Source organism: Arthrobacter sp. (assembly GCF_031179985.1).
GTDB lineage: Bacteria > Actinomycetota > Actinomycetes > Actinomycetales > Micrococcaceae > Arthrobacter.
Genome location: NZ_JAPSHJ010000022.1, coordinates 1 through 20,877 on the forward strand (window position 1 = coordinate 1; position 20,877 = coordinate 20,877).

Annotated in this window: 17 protein-coding genes; 10 read left to right on the top strand and 7 right to left on the bottom strand. The window is 62.9% G+C overall.

The annotated features are described in order from the left end of the window. Both RIN13_RS11760 and RIN13_RS11765 read left to right on the top strand, forming a co-directional pair. The coding region (locus tag RIN13_RS11760) for a YciI family protein (RefSeq protein ID WP_309107524.1) at positions 1-345 on the top strand (345 nt) is incomplete at its 5' end. Positions 346-481: 136 nt separating this feature from the next. Then, entirely contained in the window at positions 482-862 is a 381-nt protein-coding gene (locus tag RIN13_RS11765; protein WP_309107525.1) for an STAS/SEC14 domain-containing protein, read from the top strand. Positions 863-1,089: 227 nt separating this feature from the next. Here RIN13_RS11765 and RIN13_RS11770 read toward each other — a convergent pair whose 3' ends face one another. Further along, positions 1,090-1,494 (bottom strand): VOC family protein, encoded by a 405-nt coding sequence (locus RIN13_RS11770; RefSeq protein WP_309107526.1) that lies wholly within the window; start codon positions 1,492-1,494, stop codon positions 1,090-1,092. 560 nt (positions 1,495-2,054) lie between these two features. Here RIN13_RS11770 and RIN13_RS11775 point away from each other — a divergent pair. Then, on the top strand, positions 2,055-3,089 hold the full coding sequence (locus RIN13_RS11775; RefSeq protein ID WP_309107527.1) for an AAA family ATPase: 1,035 nt from the start codon (positions 2,055-2,057) through the stop codon (positions 3,087-3,089). Here RIN13_RS11775 and RIN13_RS11780 read toward each other — a convergent pair. The 3 genes from RIN13_RS11780 to RIN13_RS11790 all read right to left on the bottom strand — a co-directional run bounded on the left by RIN13_RS11780 (position 3,063) and on the right by RIN13_RS11790 (position 5,796). Beyond that, positions 3,063-4,103 carry a Gfo/Idh/MocA family oxidoreductase gene (locus RIN13_RS11780; protein WP_309107528.1) on the bottom strand — a complete coding sequence of 347 codons (1,041 nt, stop codon included), beginning with the start codon at positions 4,101-4,103 and terminating at the stop codon, positions 3,063-3,065. The two genes, RIN13_RS11775 and RIN13_RS11780, sit on opposite strands and share 27 nt — an antisense overlap. A gap of 4 nt (positions 4,104-4,107) precedes the next feature. Then, complete coding sequence (locus tag RIN13_RS11785) at positions 4,108-4,992, bottom strand: TolB family protein (RefSeq protein WP_375164766.1); 885 nt, start codon at positions 4,990-4,992, stop codon at positions 4,108-4,110. A 324-nt stretch (positions 4,993-5,316) separates the two neighbouring features. Continuing rightward, complete coding sequence (locus RIN13_RS11790; protein WP_309107530.1) at positions 5,317-5,796, bottom strand: hypothetical protein; 480 nt, start codon at positions 5,794-5,796, stop codon at positions 5,317-5,319. A gap of 298 nt (positions 5,797-6,094) precedes the next feature. Between RIN13_RS11790 and RIN13_RS11795 the strand changes: the two genes are divergently transcribed. The 5 genes from RIN13_RS11795 to RIN13_RS11815 all read left to right on the top strand — a co-directional run bounded on the left by RIN13_RS11795 (position 6,095) and on the right by RIN13_RS11815 (position 13,778). Beyond that, a complete protein-coding gene (locus tag RIN13_RS11795; RefSeq protein ID WP_309107531.1) occupies positions 6,095-7,474 on the top strand; it encodes an EAL domain-containing protein in 1,380 nt (459 codons plus the stop codon). Positions 7,475-7,668: 194 nt separating this feature from the next. Beyond that, the gene (locus RIN13_RS11800) at positions 7,669-8,253 is read left to right on the top strand and encodes a TetR/AcrR family transcriptional regulator (RefSeq protein ID WP_309107532.1); all 585 of its coding nucleotides are present in this window, start codon (positions 7,669-7,671) and stop codon (positions 8,251-8,253) included. A 396-nt stretch (positions 8,254-8,649) separates the two neighbouring features. Beyond that, entirely contained in the window at positions 8,650-10,377 is a 1,728-nt protein-coding gene (gene betA / locus RIN13_RS11805) for a choline dehydrogenase (RefSeq protein ID WP_309107533.1), read from the top strand. A gap of 31 nt (positions 10,378-10,408) precedes the next feature. Continuing rightward, positions 10,409-11,962, top strand: a complete 1,554-nt coding sequence (locus tag RIN13_RS11810) for an aldehyde dehydrogenase family protein (RefSeq protein WP_309107534.1) — start codon at positions 10,409-10,411, stop codon at positions 11,960-11,962. A gap of 121 nt (positions 11,963-12,083) precedes the next feature. Beyond that, complete coding sequence (locus tag RIN13_RS11815) at positions 12,084-13,778, top strand: APC family permease (protein ID WP_309107535.1); 1,695 nt, start codon at positions 12,084-12,086, stop codon at positions 13,776-13,778. A gap of 369 nt (positions 13,779-14,147) precedes the next feature. Here the strand turns inward: RIN13_RS11815 and RIN13_RS11820 are convergent, their stop codons facing one another. After that, positions 14,148-15,563 carry a ferredoxin reductase gene (locus tag RIN13_RS11820; RefSeq protein ID WP_309107536.1) on the bottom strand — a complete coding sequence of 472 codons (1,416 nt, stop codon included), beginning with the start codon at positions 15,561-15,563 and terminating at the stop codon, positions 14,148-14,150. After that, the gene (locus tag RIN13_RS11825) at positions 15,560-16,861 is read right to left on the bottom strand and encodes an aromatic ring-hydroxylating dioxygenase subunit alpha (RefSeq protein ID WP_309107537.1); all 1,302 of its coding nucleotides are present in this window, start codon (positions 16,859-16,861) and stop codon (positions 15,560-15,562) included. Before RIN13_RS11825 ends, RIN13_RS11820 begins: the two co-directional genes overlap by 4 nt. A gap of 159 nt (positions 16,862-17,020) precedes the next feature. Here RIN13_RS11825 and RIN13_RS11830 point away from each other — a divergent pair, with 159 nt between their 5' ends. Continuing rightward, positions 17,021-17,953 (top strand): LysR family transcriptional regulator, encoded by a 933-nt coding sequence (locus RIN13_RS11830; RefSeq protein WP_309107538.1) that lies wholly within the window; start codon positions 17,021-17,023, stop codon positions 17,951-17,953. A 348-nt stretch (positions 17,954-18,301) separates the two neighbouring features. After that, positions 18,302-18,439, top strand: a complete 138-nt coding sequence (locus RIN13_RS11835; RefSeq protein ID WP_309107580.1) for an RCC1 domain-containing protein — start codon at positions 18,302-18,304, stop codon at positions 18,437-18,439. 4 nt (positions 18,440-18,443) lie between these two features. On the opposite strand, the gene RIN13_RS11840 is transcribed toward RIN13_RS11835, so the two are convergent. Then, complete coding sequence (locus RIN13_RS11840) at positions 18,444-20,747, bottom strand: bifunctional SulP family inorganic anion transporter/carbonic anhydrase (RefSeq protein ID WP_309107539.1); 2,304 nt, start codon at positions 20,745-20,747, stop codon at positions 18,444-18,446. Positions 20,748-20,877: the final 130 nt, after the last annotated feature.

Here is a 20,877-nt window from a genome sequence, read left to right on the forward strand (position 1 = left end):
TTTGCTGTATTGATCTACGCAAACGACTCCCTGCACGCACCTAACGCCACGAAAGAGGAGCTCAAGGAGTGCGACGAGCACTTCGACTCTCTCGTCGCCACCGGTCGCATGCACATCGCGTATGCCCTCACGCCGCGGGACCATGCGCGCACGATCCGAGCGGCCGGTCGCGCGGACGGCCCTTATGGCGCGGGCGGTGACGTCGTCGCCGGGTTCTACATCCTGAACGCGACGGATATCGAGGAAGCGCTACACCTGGCCCGCAAAGATCCTGCCATCCTCACCGGCGGTGGAGTGGAGGTCCGTCCTGTCCACAGCGGCGGGGTCCTCGCCGCCCGTACCTGAGGAGACGCCGTCGAAGTTTACCCATGCCGCCAACAGGCCGGATCCCTTCGCGAGCATTATCTGCGGTGTCGTTTCCCTGCCTACCTGCAAGCAGGCAGTTAGTCTTAGCTTCAAGAGATGCTTTGGGGGAGTAGAAGTGAATTTAATCACTGTTGACGGCGGCAAGGGCACTGTGGAACTCGATTCCGACGGAGTTCTCCTCCTTGTGTGGAAGCCGGAGACTGTTCTGACGGCCGATGATGTTCATGCGGCGATGGCAAGCGTCAATGAGATTGCCGACGGTGCCGAGTATCCGATGTTGATCGACATATCGAACACCCAAGCTGTCACCCGCCAGGCCAAGTCCGTTTTCAGCGTAAAGTGCGCCGCTTCGCGAATTGCCCTGCTTGGCTCAAGCCCGGTCAGTCGTGTCATTGCCAACTTCGCTATGGCACGGCGAACGCTCCCGTGTCCCACCCGGTTCTTCACCTCCCGCGACGAGGCCATGAACTGGCTTCACCCGACACCCCAGGCCTAGATACGCCAGAAGTCTTCCAGCGACCTGGCCCCACGTCCTCGTCTTTACTGAGGAATTGGCACTGATGCGTTCTGCGTCTTTTTGAACCCGGCAGGGCATCCGTTCTGTCTCGTGCAGTGGTGACACGTAGATATGGGCAGTCCAAACCAAGAGGCGCCGAGCACTAGGTTGCCGCCGAGGTGAGACAGCGGATTCCTCATTCCTCGTGCATTCTCCGGTACTGGAAGTCATTCCGTGGCGATGAGTTCGACTTCGAAACCGTGGGAGTTCGTGAGGTAAGCCGCGTAGTGCCCCGGCCCGCCGGCATGCGGATACTTGTCCTGGAACAGGGAGTCCCAGCCATTGGCCGAGGCTTCCTGGGCGAGGGCATCCACTTGTGCCTCTGTTCCCGCACGAAACGCAAGGTGATTCAAGCCGGGGAAGGTCCGTTCGTGGACCCTGCTGGATAGATCCGGAGATTCCTCGAGCACGATGTACGTTTGCCCCCGCCGCCAACTGCGCCCGTTAGGCCATTCCTGATATGTCTCGTAGCCAAGTCGAGACAGTAGCCAACCCCATTCGCTTTCAGCCCTGGTGAAGCTTGGTACCCAGAGCTCAAGGTGGTGCAGTGCGCCCACACTGGTTGCAGTCATCTTCCGAGTCTTACATGCGGCAGTCCCGGCCGCCGAACGCTCCCGATTCCAAGGATGTGGGATGCACATTTTTCGGGAGGAACGGTGAATAGCTGGATAACGTACTCTCATCACTTAAGAGGCGGTGGAAGGACGAGCGATGAAGAGATGGCAAATGCCCATCATCGCGCTGCTTGTCGTGGCTGCATTCGTGATTCTCTATCTCAACGGGCACTTAGGAAACATCGCTGTCCCCTGAGGTGCCAAAATCTGATGGTCTCCTCGTCTATCTTCCAGTCTTTCAGCTGCTGCGGGGAGGGAGTTCCCAGGGAATGAGACACCGGCACCCGACTCCTGCTGTGGATGGGTGGGAGCTAAGGCCGCTGGTCAAGTCGTCATACATGGACTTCCAGCAGTTGGGAACCGCCGTTCAGTTCCACAATGCCAGCCCGAAAGTACCGCCAGTGCCCGTATTATCCAACGGAGACTGCCTGCACCGCGTGAGTACTACGCCCGAAAGGGAGTTGATACTGGTGAGGCCAACCCCACCCCGATCGGGAATCGGGTACTACAGTGGATGCATGGCTGCCAGCCGCAATCCGCTTGAGGACCTGCGCGAAACCATCGGCCATCTGGCCGATCAGCTCAAGCTGCCCGGTTCCGAGCGGGTCGACGACCTGGTGGGCGATCTCATCGGTGCGAGGCCCGGGCCGGCCCGGCCGCTGTCCGAGGTGCAGGCCGAGCTCGACGCGCTGGTCGGGCTGGAGACCGTGAAGGAACAGGTGCGGGCCCTCGTCGCACTCCTCCAGGTTCAGGCCCGACGTAAGACGCACGGCCTGCCTGAGGTGGCCACATCACAGCATCTGGTGTTCCTCGGAAACCCTGGCACGGGCAAGACCACCGTGGCGCGGCTCCTGGCCGAGATGTACCGCGCGGTCGGCCTGCTGCAGAAAGGCCACCTGGTCGAGGTCGATCGTTCGGGCCTGGTGGGGCAGTACGTCGGCGCGACCGCCATCAAGACGGACCGGGTGATCCGCCGTGCGCTGGACGGCGTTCTGTTCATCGACGAGGCCTACGCGCTGGCCCCGGAGGACGGCCGGATGGACTTCGGCCCTGAGGCGATCGAGGTCCTGCTCAAGCGGATGGAGGACCACCGCCACCGCCTGGTCGTGATCGTGGCCGGGTACCCGCGGCTGATGGAGTCCTTCTTGCTCTCGAACCCCGGACTGCGCTCCCGGTTCGCCCGCGAGATCACGTTTCCCGATTACTCCGTCGACGCACTCCAGACGATCTTCCACCAGATGCTGGCCCAGCACGAGTACACACTGGGGCCGGGTGCGGACCAGATGCTGCGCCGCATCTTCACCGGGCTCCACGCGGGCGAGGATTCCGGCAACGCACGGTTCGCCCGCACGCTGTTCGAGCAGGCGCTCAATCGCCAGGCGCTGCGGCTGTCGCTCGACCAGGAACATAGTCTCGACGCGCTCGATCGTGAGGCCGTCATGACGCTCACCGCGGACGACATCGTCGAGGCCGCGCTGGCCTTGGGCGAGGAGCCGGAGCCGGAACCGACGCCGGAACCGGAGCGGTCACGCTGGTGGCGCTGGTTGGTCTGAGCCAACCGCGGCGTCGGCCTCATAGCTTAGCCCGATCTGCTTCCGGATCTCGTCCATCACCGCCATGATGGCCACGCTCTCGCCCGGTGGCAGGATGGTGCCGGCGATGTCGCCGGCACGGACGAGGCGTTCCAGTTCCGCAGCTTGGTACTGCATTCCCCGGCTGCTGACCGGCTGCTGGTACCGTTCAACAACGCTCCCGTCAACGGAATGAACGGTGAATGGCACGGGGTTGTACCAAGTGTCTTCGATGTCGATCCATCCTTCGGTCCCGATAACCATGGCCCGGTTGGCACTGGCAGCATCCAGTTCGCAATCCACTATGGCCTGCTGCCCTTTGGCGTACTCAAAGATGGCTGCCGTCTGGCGGTCTACTCCCGTCGCCGACATGGACGCACTGGCCCGGATGGTTTCGGGGGTGCCCAGGATGTCGATCGCAAAGGAGATCGGGTAAACGCCCAGGTCCAGCAGTGCCCCGCCACCCAGCGCAGGGTCATTAAGCCGGTGCGCAGGATCCTTGGGCAGGCTCTGATTGTGGCTGGCGACTACCTTCCGGACCTCCCCGATAGTGCCTTCTTGAATGACGTCGCGGATGCGGACCATATGCGGAAGGAACCGCGTCCACATGGCTTCCAGCGCCACGAGCCCCTTGGATTCGGCCAGGTCAACAATGTCCTGCGCTTCGCGGGCGTTCATAGTGAACGACTTCTCCACCAAGACGTGCTTGCCCGCATGCAACGCCAACAGTGCATTCGCATGGTGGAACGGGTGCGGTGTGGCGATGTAGACCACGTCAACCAGCGGGTCTGCCACCAAATCCTCATAGCTGCCGTGCGCGGTGGCCAAGCCGTATTGCTCGGCGAACGCCTTGCTCAGGTCCAGGGAGCGGGACCCCACAGCCTGCACAGCAAAGCCATTCTCGTTCAGGTCCTGCGTTTGGAGCCCGGCAATGAATCCGGTGCCGAGGATTCCCCAGCGGATTGTTCCGTCGGAGGTGCCATTGCTGATTGTCACGTGCTTAGTCCTTTGTCGATTCAGTGAGCGGGTAAGCCACAAATGCAAAGCGTGCTGAATCCGGCGACCAGCTGTTGACGTTGAGAGTACCTTGGCCACCGAAAAGTGGCCATGTGTGGAGGGGTGTGGTCCAGTCCCCGGTCGAAACGAGTACGACGTCGACAGGTAAGTCAGCGGGGTGCCCCACCGTTCCGCTGGGGAACCGGATGTAGCTGGCGTAGCGGCCATCCGGGGACAGGTGCGGGAACCAGTCGACGGTTTGGGACTGAAGGAGCTGCTCGAATCCGCTGCCGTCCACCCCCACGCGGGCTAGCTGGGCGTGGCCGGGCTCTGTGGTAAAGGATTCCGTGTTCAGGTAGAGCCATTTCCCGTCCGGTGAGTATTCCGGCCCGTCGCAGTGGCCGGGACCGACGTCAAGGCGGGCGGCAGCACCGCCGTCGGACGCTATGGTCATGAGGCGTCCGGGCTGTGTGAAGTCGCCGGTCTCAATAACTACATATGCGAGTTCGTTGCCGTCCGGGCTGACACCGTGGAGGAAGTGGAACGAGCCGTCGTCCTCCGTGATGCGGGTGGCCGGTCCGCCGTCCAGGGAGGCCCGGTAGATGTGGCCGTCGTTGGCTGAGAGGAAGACGGCCTCGCCGTCCGGTGCCAGTACGTGATCGTTGTTCAGATCCGGGACGCCAATGAGAGGAACTGCCATGGGCCCGCCACCGGAAACGTCCAACGACCACAGCTTTCCGTATCCGTTGAGAACGAGTTTCGTGCCGTCCAAGGCCCAGTTGGGCGCTTCGAACAACACCTCATCAGTCTTGAACAGCAGCTGAGATTCCCCAGTCGTAGAAGCGATCCACACCTCGCAGCACTGGCCTCGTTGAAGGGCGCGCATCACTCAGCCACCGCCGTCAGTTTCTTGACAGGGATGTTCGGCCACCGGGGATCGAAAGGAAGTCCATCCCGCCAGCCTACTGAACACCGGAGAAGGCCGGTGCTGAAGCAGTATGTTCCTTGAGCTCCCTGTTGCCTTGGGCGTGAAGAAGGTCCGCCGACAATTGGGGGATCGACGGACCTTCCACTGGAAGATTACATAGGTGGAATTATGACTTCGAGTTGATAAAGGTCCATGATCGCCGTCTTCGGATGGATCCGTGGGCTCATTTTTTCCACAACATCGATGGCTTGTGTCCCACACAAGCAAGGCAACCAGGCGGTGGTCTCATTGTCTGGCGTGCACTTCGCGGGAGCGTCGCATGGCTCGTGTGGATTGCTCAGAGAGCTGGTGCTGGCCGGAGACCCGGTAGAGGTCGGAGGCCCATTGAAATTCATTGGCAGCGTCGCGGTATCGGGCTTCGTCAAAGAGCCGTCGTCCGATGTGGTGCCTTACGTCAGCTTCTTCTACCCAGGTCGAAGCCAGTTGCAGGGCCTCTTCCTGCAGCCGCGCAGCTTCATGCCAGCGATACTGACGTTGGTATACCTGGGCGACTACGAGCAGCGATTGCCTCCGGTGCCCGGATTCAGCCAGGACTTGGAATCCTACTTGTAAAGCCTCAGTTTCCCGGTTGAGCAGGGCAAGAAACCGAACCCGCTCCAAGGGCGTGCAGCCGTTGGAGAGGGCGCTCTCGAGAGCCTTGCGGTTGAGCACCACATCGTGGAGCGTGGCAGGGTCGGTACGCCAGAACTCTGAGGTGTTCGTCACTGTTACGCATCCTCCGTAGAACTTGTTACGGAAACTAGCTGCTCTCTGGACGACCCTGGGGTCGGCCCAACTTCCTCATGGTCTCATGGCCCGCTTGTGGGAAGGGGCAGCACCTCACACCATGTCGAACGATCCAGAAGGGCCTGTGTCTGCTGCCAGAGTGATGAAATCCGGAGAACTGGACCGTGCCTGGGCACTTATGGCGCCATGGGAGTGACCTCGTCAAGGCTGTCGGGGGAAGGGGTTCCCTTCCCACAAATTTTGTCTTTGGCGGTTTATCCTGTGCATGGGGGTACAAATGCCGGAATTGCGCGGTAACAGCTTGCTGTCCTTTGTCGGCGGTCACGTGCTGGTGAGCGTTTTGTGCGTGCAAGTGGCATTTATTGTCGCGATTCTGGCGTTGCTGGGATCAGGAGATCTGGTTTCGCTGGATTCTCCTGCGCTGCGGGGGATTCTGGGTTCAATCGCGGGATTCCTGATCCTTGTGGCACTTTATGCAGCGTGGCGTGATACGAGGGTCCGGCACGGTGAGAGGTCCAGGGCTGAGGGACTTTTGGATCTTATGGACTCGGTTCTGCATCCCCGCCAGGAATGGTGGTGGGCTATGGATGACGCCGGGACGTTCACTTTCTCCAGCAGCGCCTCATTGGATCTCCTCGGGTACGCCCCGTTTGAACTGGAAGGGCAACCGGCCAGTATTGTGATTGATCTGGACGATCTGGCCAAGGCCCGCCAATCAGTTGCCGCTGCCCTGGCACCTGACGGTTCCAGCTGGTCCGGAGTCGTTGTCAGGTGCCGGCACCGGGACGGGACCGCCTTGTGGATGGAGGTATCTGGACACGCCCGCCCCGCCGTCGGCGGAGCCAGCACAGGATTCGAAGGTTCCTGCAGGCCACTTAGCCCCCAAACCGAGAGGGTGTTGGCTCTGGAGCGCACCAGGAGGCGGATCGAGCAGGTGCTACGGGAACGGACGTTCCTGACGGCCTTCCAACCCATTCACGAACTCGCTACCGGCAGGGTCATCGGAGTGGAGGCGTTGGCGCGCTTCGTTGACGACGCCGGCGGCAGCCCGGAGCGCTGGTTTTCCGAGGCGGTGACTGTGGGTCTTGCCGCTGACCTCGAATTCGCAGCCCTCGAATCGGCGCTCGCCGCAGCGACCGGGCTCCCGTCCCACCTGTACGTGGCTCTTAACCTCTCACCTGAAACCTGCCTGGATCCACGGCTGCCGGGGTTTCTTACCAGATCAGGTGTAAGTCCGGACCGGTTGGTGCTGGAACTGACCGAAAACCTGGCCGTCGCCGCTTACGCACCCCTTGTGGCCGCCCTGGCCCCGCTCCGGACGCGCGGCCTGAGGGTGGCGGTTGACGACGCCGGGGCAGGTTTCGCCTCAATGCGGCATATCCTCCATCTGCACCCCGACATCATCAAACTCGATCGGAGCCTCATCGCCGGAATAGATAGGGACCCCGGCCAGCGCGCCCTTGGCGCCGCCATGGTGGAATTCGCACAACGCATCCGGGCGCAGCTCGTCGCTGAAGGTATCGAGAGCGAGGCCGAACTGACAGCGGTGACAGGACTGGGAATGTTTGCCGGTCAGGGGTACTTGTTGGGGCGGCCCTCAGCGGATCCGCAGAATTGGACTGCTTGGGAAGCCATGCAAGGCCGCGACACGGACTGAAGACTTCCCACAGATCAGTAGCAGAAAATCCAACCCGGCTGGCATCAACAAACGCGCCCCAGCAGGTAACGACTATGCAGAGGCACCCGCAAAATGCTGGAGCTCGCTTGTACGTCCGGTTTCGTCTGGAGCACGAACAGACCCGATCCTGGAGGCGAGATGCGCCACCACGGCTTTGCCCATAGTCTGGCAAAGTGGATACCAACACCGTGAAGTCCGGCGAACAAGTCGACAGGCAGTCGCGCATCCTTGAAGCGGCGCTGGGCCTGTTGTCACGGCACGGCATCGCAGGAGTCAATATGCGGGCGGTGGCCCGTGAAGCCGGCGTCGCACTCGGGCTCGTGAACTACTACTACGAAGACAAGCTGAGCCTGATCCGTGCGGCCCTGCACCGGATTGACCAGCATGACCTGATGCTGGTCGCGCCTGACCCGGAATTACCCCCGGAAGAACAGCTCCGGAAGGCCCTCCGTCGCGTTGCGGGCCCGGACCTCCTGACCACACAGTATCTGTCCCTGCGTCTCCATCTGTGGGCGCTTGCGCAAGCCCATGAAGACTTCGCGTCCATCAATGCGGCAGCGTTCGAGGGCTATCTCCACGGGCTCGCCAGGCTCATCGGAAATGTCAGGCCCGAGCTTTCCACTGAGGCGTGCCGGGAACGGGCAGCTGACATCGTCGTCGTGCAAAACGGGATGTGGTTAACCGCGCTCCTTGGTGTTGACAAGGAATCCATCCGGCGGAGCGTCGCCCGCACCGAAGAGATCGCCTTCGCGGCTTAGCCGCTGCTGCAATACTCATTCACGGACGCCGAAGCCGACCGCCGTGGCAGGGCCTGCCCCCTCTCTTCATGACCTACGCTCGTCACATTTCAGTGGCCGGGTGCAGCATTTCCAACCATATTGCGGTGCTTTGTTTCGTCGCTGTAAATCTTGAACATTTGTTCAGTCGACCTATTGAACGCTTGTTCAAGGTGCACTACTGTGCATGGATATGACCTACACCACACCGCCGCATTCAGGTCGTTACCGGCCTATTGCCCCGCAACGGTGAGCATCAACCAACGCAGGAATTTATAAGGCTTTTCCAGGGCACGGCGATCTATCGCCGGCCCGCGCATGGCGGACCACCAGCCCCAGCGGCAAGTTCTGCATTCAGGTAGAAGGAGAGTTTCCAGCATGACAAAAACCCACTACGACTACGTCATCGTCGGCGGCGGAAGCGCCGGTTCCGTGCTCGCCAACCGGCTGAGCGAAGGAGGTCAGAGCAGCGTCCTCGTCCTCGAAGCCGGACGCAGCGACTACCCTTGGGACCTTTTTATCCAGATGCCGGCCGCGCTGACGTTCCCCAGCGGCAACCCGCTATATGACTGGCGCTACCAGTCCGATCCTGAACCGTACATGGGCGGCCGCCGCGTGGCCCACGCCCGCGGCAAGGTCCTGGGCGGCTCAAGCTCCATCAATGGCATGATCTTCCAGCGCGGCAACCCCCTTGACTACGAGCGGTGGGGCGCTGACGCCGGAATGGGCACGTGGGACTTCGCCCACTGCCTGCCCTACTTCAACAAAATGGAAAACGCCCTGGCAGCCGATCCGGACGACGAACTCCGCGGCCACGACGGCCCGCTGGTCCTGGAACGCGGTCCGGCCACCAACCCGCTCTTCCAGGCGTTCTTTAAGGCCGCGCAGGAAGCCGGCTACCCCTTGACCGATGACGTCAACGGCTACCGCCAGGAGGGCTTTGCGGCCTTTGACCGCAACGTCCACAAGGGCCAGCGCCTCTCAGCTTCCAGGGCGCACATCCGCCCCAACACGAGCCGTTCCAACCTGACAGTCCTCACCCGGGCGATGGTTACCAAGGTCAACTTCAAGGGCGCCATGGCCACCGGCGTCACCTACCGCCGCAATGGACAGACCCATCTGGTCAACGCCGGCGAGGTCATCCTGTCAGGCGGTGCCATCAACACCCCGCAGCTGCTGCAGCTCTCCGGCGTTGGCGAAGCCGAACATCTGAACTCCCTGGGTATCAAGCCTGTGGTCAACCTTCCCGGCGTGGGGGAGAACCTGCAGGACCACCTGGAGGTCTATATCCAGCACGCCTGCACCCAGCCGGTGTCCATGCAGCCAAACCTGGACCTCTGGCGTTACCCCCTGATCGGCCTGCAGTGGCTGCTGGGACGCAAGGGCCCCGCGGCCACGAACCACTTCGAAGGGGGCGGGTTCGTCCGCTCCAACGAGGACGTTGCGTACCCGAACCTGATGTTCCACTTCCTGCCTGTGGCTGTTCGCTATGACGGCCAGAAGGCGGACGCAAAGCACGGCTACCAGGTGCACATCGGCCCCATGTACTCCGATGCCCGCGGCACCTTGAAGATCAAGTCCACTGACCCCACCGTCCATCCGTCCATGCTCTTTAACTACCTCTCCACTGAGCAGGACCGGCGCGAATGGGTGGAAGCGGTCCACGTGGCCCGCGATATCCTGGGCCAGTCCGCAATGATGCCCTTCAGCGGCGGGGAGCTTTCACCTGGACAAAGCGTCCGGACCGACGCCGAAATCCTTGACTGGGTGGCCAAGGACGCCGAAACCGCCCTGCACCCATCCTGCACCGCGAAGATGGGCCCGGAGTCGGATCCGATGGCGGTGGTGAACCCGCTCGACATGTCCGTCCATGGAACCCAGGGCCTTCGCGTTGTGGATGCCTCGGCCATGCCGTACGTGACCAACGGCAACATCTATGCCCCCGTTATGATGCTCGCCGAGAAGGCCGCCGATCTGATCTCCGGGAAGGCGCCGCTGGCCGCCCAGCACGCCGAGTTCTACCGCCACGGGATCTCACCCCTTGAGAAGGACGGCACAGAGCGTAACGGCGCCGGTACTGCGGCTGCCCCTGCGGCTGGGGCCTAGACATGATTGATGGACTGGAGAAGGAGAAACCATGACCGCCACCGTTGAACAAATCCACCACGCAGGGAAAGGGCAGGGCGCCATCAAGGGCCTGTACATTGACGGCGCCTGGCAGCAGGCATCCGACGGCGGGACAACAGTTGTGCGCTGCCCAGCGGACGGGCGCGAGGTGGCTGTTGTCACCTCGTCCACCGTCGAGGACGCGGAGCGGGCAATCGCCAGTGCCCGGGCAGCGTTCGACGACGGTGCATGGCGCCGGCTAACGGACCTCGAACGCGGCGAAGTCCTGCTTCACATCGCTGGGCTGCTTGAACGGGACAAGGCGGCTTATGCCCGGGCCGAGGCGCTGGACACAGGCAAGCGCCTTGTCGAGGCCGAATACGATATTGACGACATTGCCGCCTGCTTCCGCTACTACGGCAAGATTGCAGGGCTCGATGCGGGCAGGGTCATTGACACTGGCCGGCCGAATGCCATCAGCCGCGTGGTCTACGAACCGCTTGGCGTCTGTTCCCTCATCGCACCATGGAACTACCCGCTCCTCCAGGCGGCCTGGAAAGTGGCACCGGCACTCGTCGCGGGAAACTCTTTCGTGCTCAAGCCCAGCGAGCTCACCCCGTCCACTTCCATCCTGCTTATGGAAACGCTGGCAGAGGCCGGGGTTCCCGCCGGCGTCGCAAACCTGGTCACGGGAAGCGGATCGAGGGTGGGTCCTCCGTTGAGTTCCGACGCGCGCGTGGATCTCGTCTCCCTGACCGGAAGCCTGGCCACGGGCCAGACGATCATGGCGGCGGCCGCGGAGACCGTGAAGCGCGTCGCCTTCGAACTGGGCGGGAAGAACCCCAATGTCGTCTTTGCGGACGCGGACTGGGACTCCGCCGTCGACAATGCCCTGACAGCTGTTTTCCTGCACTCCGGCCAGGTCTGCTCGGCAGGGGCGAGGCTCGTCGTTGAGGAGACAATTGCGCAGCGCTTCGTGGCTGAGGTAGTGGAACGGGCGAAAAAGATCCGAATGGGCGGGCCGTTTGATCCTGACGCGGAAACGGGCCCGCTGATTTCCGCCAGACACCGCGAACAGGTTCACGCCTACGTCCAGGCCGGCATCGCAGAGGGCGCGGAGCTTTTGTGCGGCGGTTACATCCCTGACGACGGGACGCTCGCGGACGGTTTCTTCTACCCGCCCACCGTGCTCGGTAACTGCCGCTCCGGTATGAGCGTGCTGCGGGAGGAGTCATTCGGCCCGGTGCTGACCGTCGAGACGTTCCGAACCGAAGCCGAGGCCGTAGCCATAGCCAACGATACGGAGTACGGCCTGGCCGGGGCGGTCTGGACATCTGACGCGTCCAAAGCGCAGCGCGTTGCGGGGGCCCTCCGGCACGGAACAGTGTGGATCAATGACTACCACCCGTACGTCCCGCAGGCGGAGTGGGGCGGTTTCGGCAAGTCCGGCATTGGCCGTGAACTTGGCAGCGCGGGCCTCAACGAATACCGCGAGGCAAAACATATCTGGCAGAACATCCAGCCCGCACCCAGCGGCTGGTTCGGCTCATCTCCGGACGGAACGGGGGCGGGTCAGGCCGAATAGCCAACGGCATTGGGGGAACGGCCGGGGCGCTGACCAGCGCGGCGCCCGGCCCTGATCTAAACCCGCGTCCAATGGCGGCCGCGGGTCATCACCATCGTGCTTTTCTCACTTAGGAGCTCAGATGTTAGAACCCACAAAACGTGCAGACGCCAGCGGCATGGACGAATTCGGCTATGCCCAGACCCTGGACCGCAGCATCGGCAAGTTCGCCAGCTTCGCGGCAGGAGTCAGCTACATCTCCATCCTTACCGGCGTATTCCAACTCTTCTACTTTGGCTTTTCCATGGCCGGCCCCGCCTACGCGTGGTCCTGGCCCCTGGTTTTCGCCGGCCAGCTGATGGTGGCGCTGTGCTTCGCTGAGCTGGCAGGCCGCTACCCGGTGGCCGGCTCGGTGTACAACTGGGCCAAGCGGCTCTCGTCGGGGACGTTCGCCTGGCTGGCCGGCTGGCTGCTGCTCATCTCCTCGATCGTGGCGCTCGGAGCCGTGGCCCTTGCGCTGCAGCTCACCCTGCCCCAGATCTGGTCCGGTTTCCAGATCATCGGCGACGGCACGGGCACCTACGATTTCGCCCTCAACGGCGTGCTGCTCGCCAGCATCATGATTTCCATCTCCACCATGATTAACGCCTTTGGCGTGAAGCTGATGACCAAGATTAACAGCATAGGCGTCTTCGTGGAGCTCGCTGCCGCCGTGCTCCTCATCCTGGCCCTTGCCTGGCATGTGGTGCGTGGGCCGGAAGTCCTTTTCAGCACCGCAGGCTACGGCATGGACCACGACCTTGGCTTCTTCGGCGTGTTCCTCATCGGCGCCATGGCCTCGGGTTACGTGATGTACGGCTTTGACACCGCCAGTTCCCTCGGCGAGGAGACGAAGGACCCGAAAAAGACAGCCCCCAAGGCCATCCTCCGTGCAATTACGGCGTCTTTCATCCTGGGTGGCCTGATTCTCCTTGGCGGTCTCCTGGCCGCCCCCGACCTCAACGACCCCAAGCTGGGCGCTGCCGACGGCGGCCTGCAGTATATCGTGCTCTCCGTGTTGGGAGGCCCCTTCGGCAAGGCGTTCCTGGTGTGTATCGTCGTGGCAGTGACCGTCTGTACCCTGGCCGTTCACGCCGCCGCCATCCGCATGATGTTCGCTATGGCCCGGGACAACAACTTGCCCTTCAGCCGCCAGCTCAGCAAGGTGCATCCGGAGCGGAAGACGCCCACGGTGGCGGCCATCGTCATCGGAATCATCGCTATCATTCCATTGATCGTCAACGTCTCCCAGCCCGCGATCTTCACCATCCTTTCCAGCATCAGCATCGTCCTGATTTACCTGTCCTACCTGCTGGTCACCGTTCCGCTGCTCCGCAAGCGGCTCCAGAAGAAATGGCCTCTCGCGGACGACGACACCGAGCCGGGCTTCAGCCTGGGCAAGTGGGGGCTGCCCGTGAACATTGTGGCGGTGCTGTGGGGCGGCGCCATGACCGTGAACCTGATCTGGCCCCGCCCGGAAATCTACAACTCGGTGCCCCCGTTTGAGTGGTACCTGCAGTGGGGCGGTGTCTTGTTTGTCGGCGCCGTCACGGGCGGCGGCGCGCTCCTCTACCGGTTGAAGATCAGGCATCAGACCGGTGTGCTGGCCGCACATGCGGCGCCGGTCTCCGTGGACCCTTCGCAGGGCACCGTTGCAACCGGCTCCCCGGCTGCCACTGGACTCGATTCGTCCCCTGCCCATGCCGCGGCGGGACCGTCCTCTCCAGAGCTGGGCGGTGAGATTGCCGATGAAATGGCAGTCCAGGGTGCCACATCAGGGAAAGGTCCGGGGTCGTAGCCGGGTCCTCTTTCCGGACTGAGCACGACGGCGGGGTGTAGTCAGCCCAGCTCAGGCATCCCTTCGCCAGGGTCCGGCGGAGGGATGCCTTTCCGGCGTGCCTGACTACTTACTAAGAGATGGAGCACATCCGTAGTGGCGAATTGAGGCGGTGGGCGTCCAGGGCGGATGGAGCAGCGGAATGACAAACAGCTGTAAGTGATTGCACATGCCCTCAAGCCGGTGGTGCGTTTATATCCCCCGGAAGGCGCGACGTGGTCGGGGGAGCCGCGGATCCACAAGTGCGAGAACGCCACGCGTGGCGTTCTCGCACTTGTATTCGTGCCCTCAAAACAATCCCTGATGCTGCCCGGCCTGGAGCAGCTGGGGCTAGGCGTCGATCACCAAATCGGTCCGTGCGGTGGAGCAGCAAGGCAGGAATTTGCCTGCATCGATTTCCCGTGCCCGGATCCCGCCCTGATGGTTCATGTCGACCTCGCCGGAAAACTTGACGACCTTGCAGGAGCCGCACATGCCTTCCTTGCAGTTCGCGCCGATCCTGACGCCCGCACGCTGGGCCACCCCTAGGATGTGTTCGTCGGGGTCGATGCGCACATTGATGCCGGTGCGCATGAAGGACAGAGTGAGGCTTCCCGTTCCGACCGTGTCGAAGCTCGAGGCATCGGTGGACCCGGCCTCCGGCCCCACTTCAGGACGGCCGTCGGAGGCCTGGGAAAAGGACGCGTCGGGGTCGCCGGTTTCCAGCGGCAGCCCGGTGGCCTTCAGGGTTCCCTCGGCGTCATACCCTGGCTCGTAGAGCCCGAACGCCGTGGGCTGGCTTTCGTAGTAGTCCTCGGCGGAATCGGCGATTTCTTCAGCGATTTCCTCGGCAATGTCCACTGCCAGCGCGAGCTCCGCCTGGTATTCAAGGATCGTCTGGCGATCTCCTGTAAAGAACTCCATGTGGATGGACGTGTCGTCGACGCCCACCTTCCCCAGGAGCTCGGTGGCGGTGTTCAGGTAGCCCTCGGGGCCGCAGGCATAGACCTGGCGGCCGTTGGCGTCGGGGGCCACGTGGTCGAGCATGGCGGCCGTCAGCCTTCCGCTGAGCCCTTCCCAGTCCTCGGGTTTGCCGCGGTCGCCCAGGGAGTAGAAGACCTTGATGCGCGAGTCCACGGAGGCGATGTAGGCGAGCTCCTTGTTAAAGGCAAAGCCTTCGGCCGCAGCTCCGTGGTAAAGCACCACCACATCGGCCTGTCCGGGCAGGGAGTGAATGGTCCGCACCATGGACATGATGGGGGTGATACCTGCTCCGGCGGCCAGCAGGAGGTACCGTGCCCGCCGGTCTGCATCGGGAAGGTGGAATGCCCCCACCGGTCCGAGCATCTCAAGGACGGTGCCGGGTTTGATGTTGTCGTGCACCCATGGTGAGACCAGCCCCGTGGGATCGCGCTTGACCGTGATGTCGAAGGTCCACGGCTTGGTGGGTGCGCTGGACAGCGAGTAGCTGCGGTCCGCCGGGTCCTGGTCATCGCCATTCACGGGGAAGGCAACATTGACGTACTGGCCAGCACGGAACGCCAGGGGCGCACCGTCGGAGCGACGGAACACGAACGTCATCATGCCGCCCACTTCGGGAACAATCTCGACGCATTCGGCCATGAACTCCTGCGGATGCCAGGGACCCAGGGCACGGGCTGCAGTTGCTGGTCCCTCGGTGGTGCCCATGACCCTGTTCCACGGCATCTCAAGACCGCGGATGCGATGTGGTTCCTGGACTACCGTCTCAGTGAGGAGTTCCGTCATGCCAGGTGCTCCTGGACACGCTGCACGTACCAGTTGATGAACGCCTCAACCTGGTATTCACTCTTCATGTACGGCCCGGGCTCGTAGGCGGGGCTGCCGGCGCCCTTCTGGCACAGCTCCACGAACGCCTTGTCCTGAAGATTTGTCTGCTTCCACGTGTACGTGAGTTTCTCCAGGTCGTAATCGACGCCTTCCTCGGCGTCGTCAGCCACCAGCCAAGTGGTGCGTACCAGTGTCTGGTGTTCGTTAACGGGGAAGACGGCGAAGGTGATGACGTGGTCCCCTTGGAAATGGAACCAGCTGTTGGGTTGCAGGTGCATCGAGCAGCGGCCAAGGCGGAAGTCCCGCAAGTCGCCGAGCAGTTTCTTGGAGAGCCTGCGCCCATCGGGCGAGAACGATTCGCCTTCACCGTCGAGCGATTCCCGTGAGATGCGGATACCCGCGATGCGCGTGTCGAGCTCCTCGACGACCTCATAGGGTAGGCCGTAGCGGCGGCACCGTTCCTCGAGCGAGGACTGTGCTTCCTTGTTACGGTCCCATACTTCTTCAAGGTGGGCCGGGATCAGGCCCTCCGTCAGGCCCCAGGTGGGAAAGAGGGAGCAGGCCAGCTCCGGGTGGCCGTCACAGTGGTAGCACTCACGGTTGTTCTCCATGACGAGCTTCCAGTTGCCCTCCTCGACGATGTTCTGCTGGTAGGCGATTTTCGTCTTCGACAGATCATGGGGCGCGAGGTAAGGCTCGAAGATCTTGGCGGTTTCGTCAAAATCCGCCGGCGGTTCGTCCGCAATGCAGACAAAGATGAGTCCTGCCACCACGCGGCTGTGGGCGCGCTTGAGGCCGAAGCAACCTTTGTCGAACTTCGTCTCCCCGGGTGCCGAGGCGTGGATCAGATTGCCCTCGGGGGAGTAGGTCCAGGAGTGATAGCCGCAGACCAGGTTTCCTGTTGACCCCGCGGGTTCGGTCAGGACGCGGGCGCCGCGGTGGCGGCACACGTTGTGCAGGACGTTCACGCCCCCGTCGTCGTTGCGCAGCACGATCAGGGAGTAGGGCCCGTAGTCGACGGTGATGTAGTCGCCCGGCTCCGGGAGTTCGGCGATGCTGCCGGCAAAAATCCAGTGCTGGCCAAAAATGGCCTGCATGTCGATGTTGAAAATCGTCGGGTCGGTGTAGAAGGGGGCATCGAGGGAGTATCCCACGCGCCGGAAATCGAACAACTCCTTGATTTCCGCCAGCTGCTCGGCAGGCAATGATGAAGCGAGTTTTCCGCGTGAATTGAGGGGCAAGACTGGAGCAGACATGTGTTTCCTCCCGGGAGGCGTGAATAGCGGGCGATGCGTTGCGACCACGGCTGCGTCAGTGCAAGCGGCGTTGTCGAAAACCTTGTATTCACGAGATTAGAGCCGATCGATCTGCAGCAAAAGCGCAACATTCTGGAGATAACAGTGCACAATGGGTGCATGATCGATCCTCGGCTCATAACCCTTCGGGTATTCGCCCGGTGCGGCACTGTTGGCGCAACCGCGGAGCTCACAGGTTATTCTCCCTCCGCAGTCTCAGCGCAATTGCGGGAGCTCCAGCGCGTGCTTGGAATGCAGCTGCTGACGAAGGACGGCCGTGGGGTGCGGCTGACCGCCACGGGCCGTTTTCTCGTGGCGGGCTCGGATACCCTCATTGCCGAATGGGAGAGCCTGCGCGCCGCGGCCATGGAGGCAGGCGACCAGGTGCAGTCCCGTTTTGGCCTCGGCGGGTTCTCCACGGCGGCCGCCCAGTTGCTCGCGCCGCTGGCCGCCACCCTGCGCTCAACACGCCCCCTGCTGGAAGTGCAGGTACTCGAGGCGAATCCTGCCCGCTGCTTCGACTTGTTGGTTGCCGAGAGAATCGACCTCGCGGTCATCGTCGCCATGCAGTCAGACACCTACGTTGAGGACGATACGCGCTTCGAGCAGACCGTTCTGCTCGATGATCCCCTGGACGTGATCATTCCCTCCGACCATCCTTTGGCATCGCGGGAAACCGTGACGCTCGAAGAGTTGGCATCGGAACCCTGGATCACCGAGGCCGCCGGTTCCACCTACCATTCCCTGTTCACCGCGGCGTTCACAGCAGTCGGGGTGACGCCGCGGATTGCCCACGAGGCCATTGAATGGGAAACCCAGATCGCGTTCGTTGGTGCGGGGCTGGGCGTCGGCCTGCTGCCGCGACTGGCGCCCCTGCGGGGTGCCGAAAACGTGGTGCGCCTGCGCATTACCGGCAAGGGGAAGCCCGCGCGCCGTATTGTCGCTGCAGTGCGCAGGGGCAGCATCGCATCGCCCCTGATCCAGGAGTCGCTCGCCATCCTGCAGGTCAGTGCCAACCGGATCCTCGCCGCCCGACCCGAAGAAAATCTCTGAAATCGCATCGTCGCGATTCGTTGCTCGATGGTCGCTGGGGCCGACTCGAGCTGTAGGGAGAAGCTTGCATGGTCCTCGTTCCCGACGTCGCCCCTTTCAGCAGTGACATCCTTGTTGCCGTGACCGCTGGCATTTCCCCGTGCGAAGGGTCTCGTGGCAAATAGGGTGGTCCGACGCCCGCCCCGGACACTGAGGGCAGGGCCGCCAAGGAACCCGGCGATATCGGTGATGTGGCTTCGGTCGGTGAAGGTGTTGGGTAGGCCTGGGCATGCGCCCGGCCAGCCATGCCGGCACCGATGGTGTGCGCAAAGGTGAGGCCGGCGGCAGATTGACCTTGGCTACCGCAGAATTGCGTCATGGACTGACGTCGTCGCCGTCGCTGCCGGCTCCACCCACACGCTCGGACTTCGCGCGGATGGGTCCGTCTTGGCAGCCGGCAACAACGACGACGGTCAGTGTGACACCACAAGCTGGCAGCTCAAGTAAGGTTCTAGCGAAGCGTCATGCTTGGGTCCAGTTGCTCAATGCCCTCCGGAGTCACCAAGACTACGCGGGCCGTAGGGATGTCGTAGAACAGACCCGTGGCCTGCACGTCACCAGAAGCCATGGCGGGACCCGTCACGGGGTGCTCTTCCAGCTTCCGGAGCTGAACCGCGACGTTCACCATACTGAGCTGGTCGAGGCGGCTGAACCCCTCCGCCTCAGCAGCCAGCGCCACGGGGTGACCGCAAATGAGCTCACGATGGCTCGGCCGTGCGTGCTCCAGCCAAGCATCAAACCCGGCACCCAAAGCGACTGTAGAAGCACCCTCCGCGTCTGCAATAACAGCCTTCATGGCGCCACAGTTGGAGTGTCCGCAGATCACGATCGAGTCAACGGACAAGCCTTTGACAGCGAACGACAGTGCCGAATCAATCGAGGCATCCCGACCGTCACTGCACACGACGTTCCCGATATTCCGAAGTGTCAGAAGGTCGCCGGGGCCACTGCTGGTGATGAGGTTCGGATTGACCCTGGAATCCACGCAGGCCACGAACAGGGTGTCCGGGTTCTGACCTTCAGTGAGCTCCTGCACCAGCGGGCGCACCTTGTCCGCGTGACGCCGATGGTACTTATCGATGCCCAGGAGGATTGACCGCAGCGGCAGCGGCCCGCCGTCGCCGTGTCCGGATTGGTGAGCTGCGCCCGGCAGTGCCGGCTGCCAGGAAGTCCGGGGCGGCAGGGGGAACTCCCGGGGGTCCTGTCGCTGGGGGGTGTTGTCTGCGGCATCGCGGAAGGCGGTGGTGCCGTGCTCCTCGAGGGTTACGGAGGCTCCGGTATTCCGATGCTGCGTCTGCCAGGCGACCAGGGCCTCGCGGAAGGCGTGGTCGAGGTAGTCGGCGTTGAGCTCCACGACGACGTCCTCGCTGGCGGGCACGCTATGGAGTACGCGATTCAGGCGGGGCAGGGCGAAGAAGCTGCAGGACCCGTCGATGGTGACACGCCATGGCAGGGAGCCAGCTGAGGGTGTGTGTGCGTGGATCTGTGCCCGGAGCACGCGCCACAGCACGCAGAGAGCTGCGAGTGCCAGCCCGATGATGACGCCTTCGAGCAGGTTAAGTATGACCACGCAAGCCAAGGTGACCACGTAGACGAGAAGGTCACCGGTGCGCAGGCTTGTTTTGATGTCGGCGACCTTGATGAGCTTCGCACCGATGACTAGCAACAGGCCCGCCAGCACTGACAGCGGAATCAGCTGGATGAGGCCGGCGAACAGGGCAGAGAACACCAGTACCCAGATGCCGTGAAGTATGGCGGATGCCCGGCTCGCGGCGCCGGCTTCGACGTTGGTGGCGCTGCGGACAATCACACCGGTAACCGGGAGGCCGCCGAGCATACCGGAAACCACGTTGGCGGAACCTTGCCCCACAAGCTCTCGGTTAAGGTTGGTGCGGGCGCCGGCATGCATCTTGTCCACGGCAACGGCGGACAGCAGTGATTCGATGCTTGCGATCAGGGCCACGGTAATGACTGCCATGGCCGCGGCACGCCAGTTACCGTCAGGCAAGCTGGGCAAGGCAACTGCGTCGAACAGCGAACCGCTGAAGCTGATGCGTTCGACGTCGGGGGCCATCGGCACGGACAGTGCGGTGACCGCGACGACGGCAGCCAGGGGTCCCGGGATCCTGCGCGCGGCCGCCGGCAGGTACTTCCAGCCGAGAAGGACGGCGACAACCGCCAAACCGAGCAGCGCCGAATGCAGCTCCACGTTGACGACGGCTGCTGGCAGGCCAGTCAGGTTCTCTACGGCGGAACCAGCAGCGTGGCCGCCGAGCAGCACATGCATCTGCTGCAGGATGATCGTTATGCCAATACCGGCGAGCATGGCTTTGACCACCACGGGCGACACTGCCAGTGCGGCCCGCCCAACGCGGCTGATGCCCAGCAACAGCTGTACGACGCCGGCTCCAGCAGTAATCGCGCATGTCACCTGCCAGCCGAACTCGTCAACCAGACCGGCCACGACGACGGTCAGGCCGGCAGCCGGGCCACTCACCTGCAACGGGGATCCACCCAGGCTGCCCGCGACTATTCCTCCGACGGCTGCTGCGATGAGCCCGGCCATAATCGGTGCTCCGGAGGCAGCGGCAATACCGAGCGAGAGGGGGAGGGCGACAAGGAAGACCACCAGGGATGCGGGGAGGTCGGCCCCGAGATTGCTGAGAAGGCCGGCCTTGCCATGCCTGGTTGCCTTCTTGCCGGGCGGGCTGTGGGCGTCGTTGGGGATGGCGGTGGAATCTGACGAATGCGGCATTGGTTCTCCTTGGCTCGCGAATGATGACTCCTCCAGCCTAGAAAACCTGTCACGTGTGGTGACAAGGCGATGTGACCGGTGTGACAAGATTTGTGAGCAAGGGCCGTCATGTGGGGACCAACAGGAACCT

Excerpts from the sequence above, each read along its gene's own strand:
- RIN13_RS11770 (WP_309107526.1), bottom strand. The coding sequence starts at position 1,494 with ATGACTGCAACCAGTGTGGGCGCACTGCACCACCTTGAGCTCTGGGTA.
- RIN13_RS11775 (WP_309107527.1), top strand. The coding sequence starts at position 2,055 with ATGGCTGCCAGCCGCAATCCGCTTGAGGACCTGCGCGAAACCATCGGC.
- RIN13_RS11795 (WP_309107531.1), top strand. The coding sequence starts at position 6,095 with ATGCCGGAATTGCGCGGTAACAGCTTGCTGTCCTTTGTCGGCGGTCAC.
- betA (WP_309107533.1), top strand. The coding sequence starts at position 8,650 with ATGACAAAAACCCACTACGACTACGTCATCGTCGGCGGCGGAAGCGCC.
- RIN13_RS11810 (WP_309107534.1), top strand. The coding sequence starts at position 10,409 with ATGACCGCCACCGTTGAACAAATCCACCACGCAGGGAAAGGGCAGGGC.
- RIN13_RS11815 (WP_309107535.1), top strand. The coding sequence starts at position 12,084 with ATGTTAGAACCCACAAAACGTGCAGACGCCAGCGGCATGGACGAATTC.
- RIN13_RS11820 (WP_309107536.1), bottom strand. The coding sequence starts at position 15,563 with ATGACGGAACTCCTCACTGAGACGGTAGTCCAGGAACCACATCGCATC.
- RIN13_RS11825 (WP_309107537.1), bottom strand. The coding sequence starts at position 16,861 with ATGTCTGCTCCAGTCTTGCCCCTCAATTCACGCGGAAAACTCGCTTCA.
- RIN13_RS11830 (WP_309107538.1), top strand. The coding sequence starts at position 17,021 with ATGATCGATCCTCGGCTCATAACCCTTCGGGTATTCGCCCGGTGCGGC.
- RIN13_RS11840 (WP_309107539.1), bottom strand. The coding sequence starts at position 20,747 with ATGCCGCATTCGTCAGATTCCACCGCCATCCCCAACGACGCCCACAGC.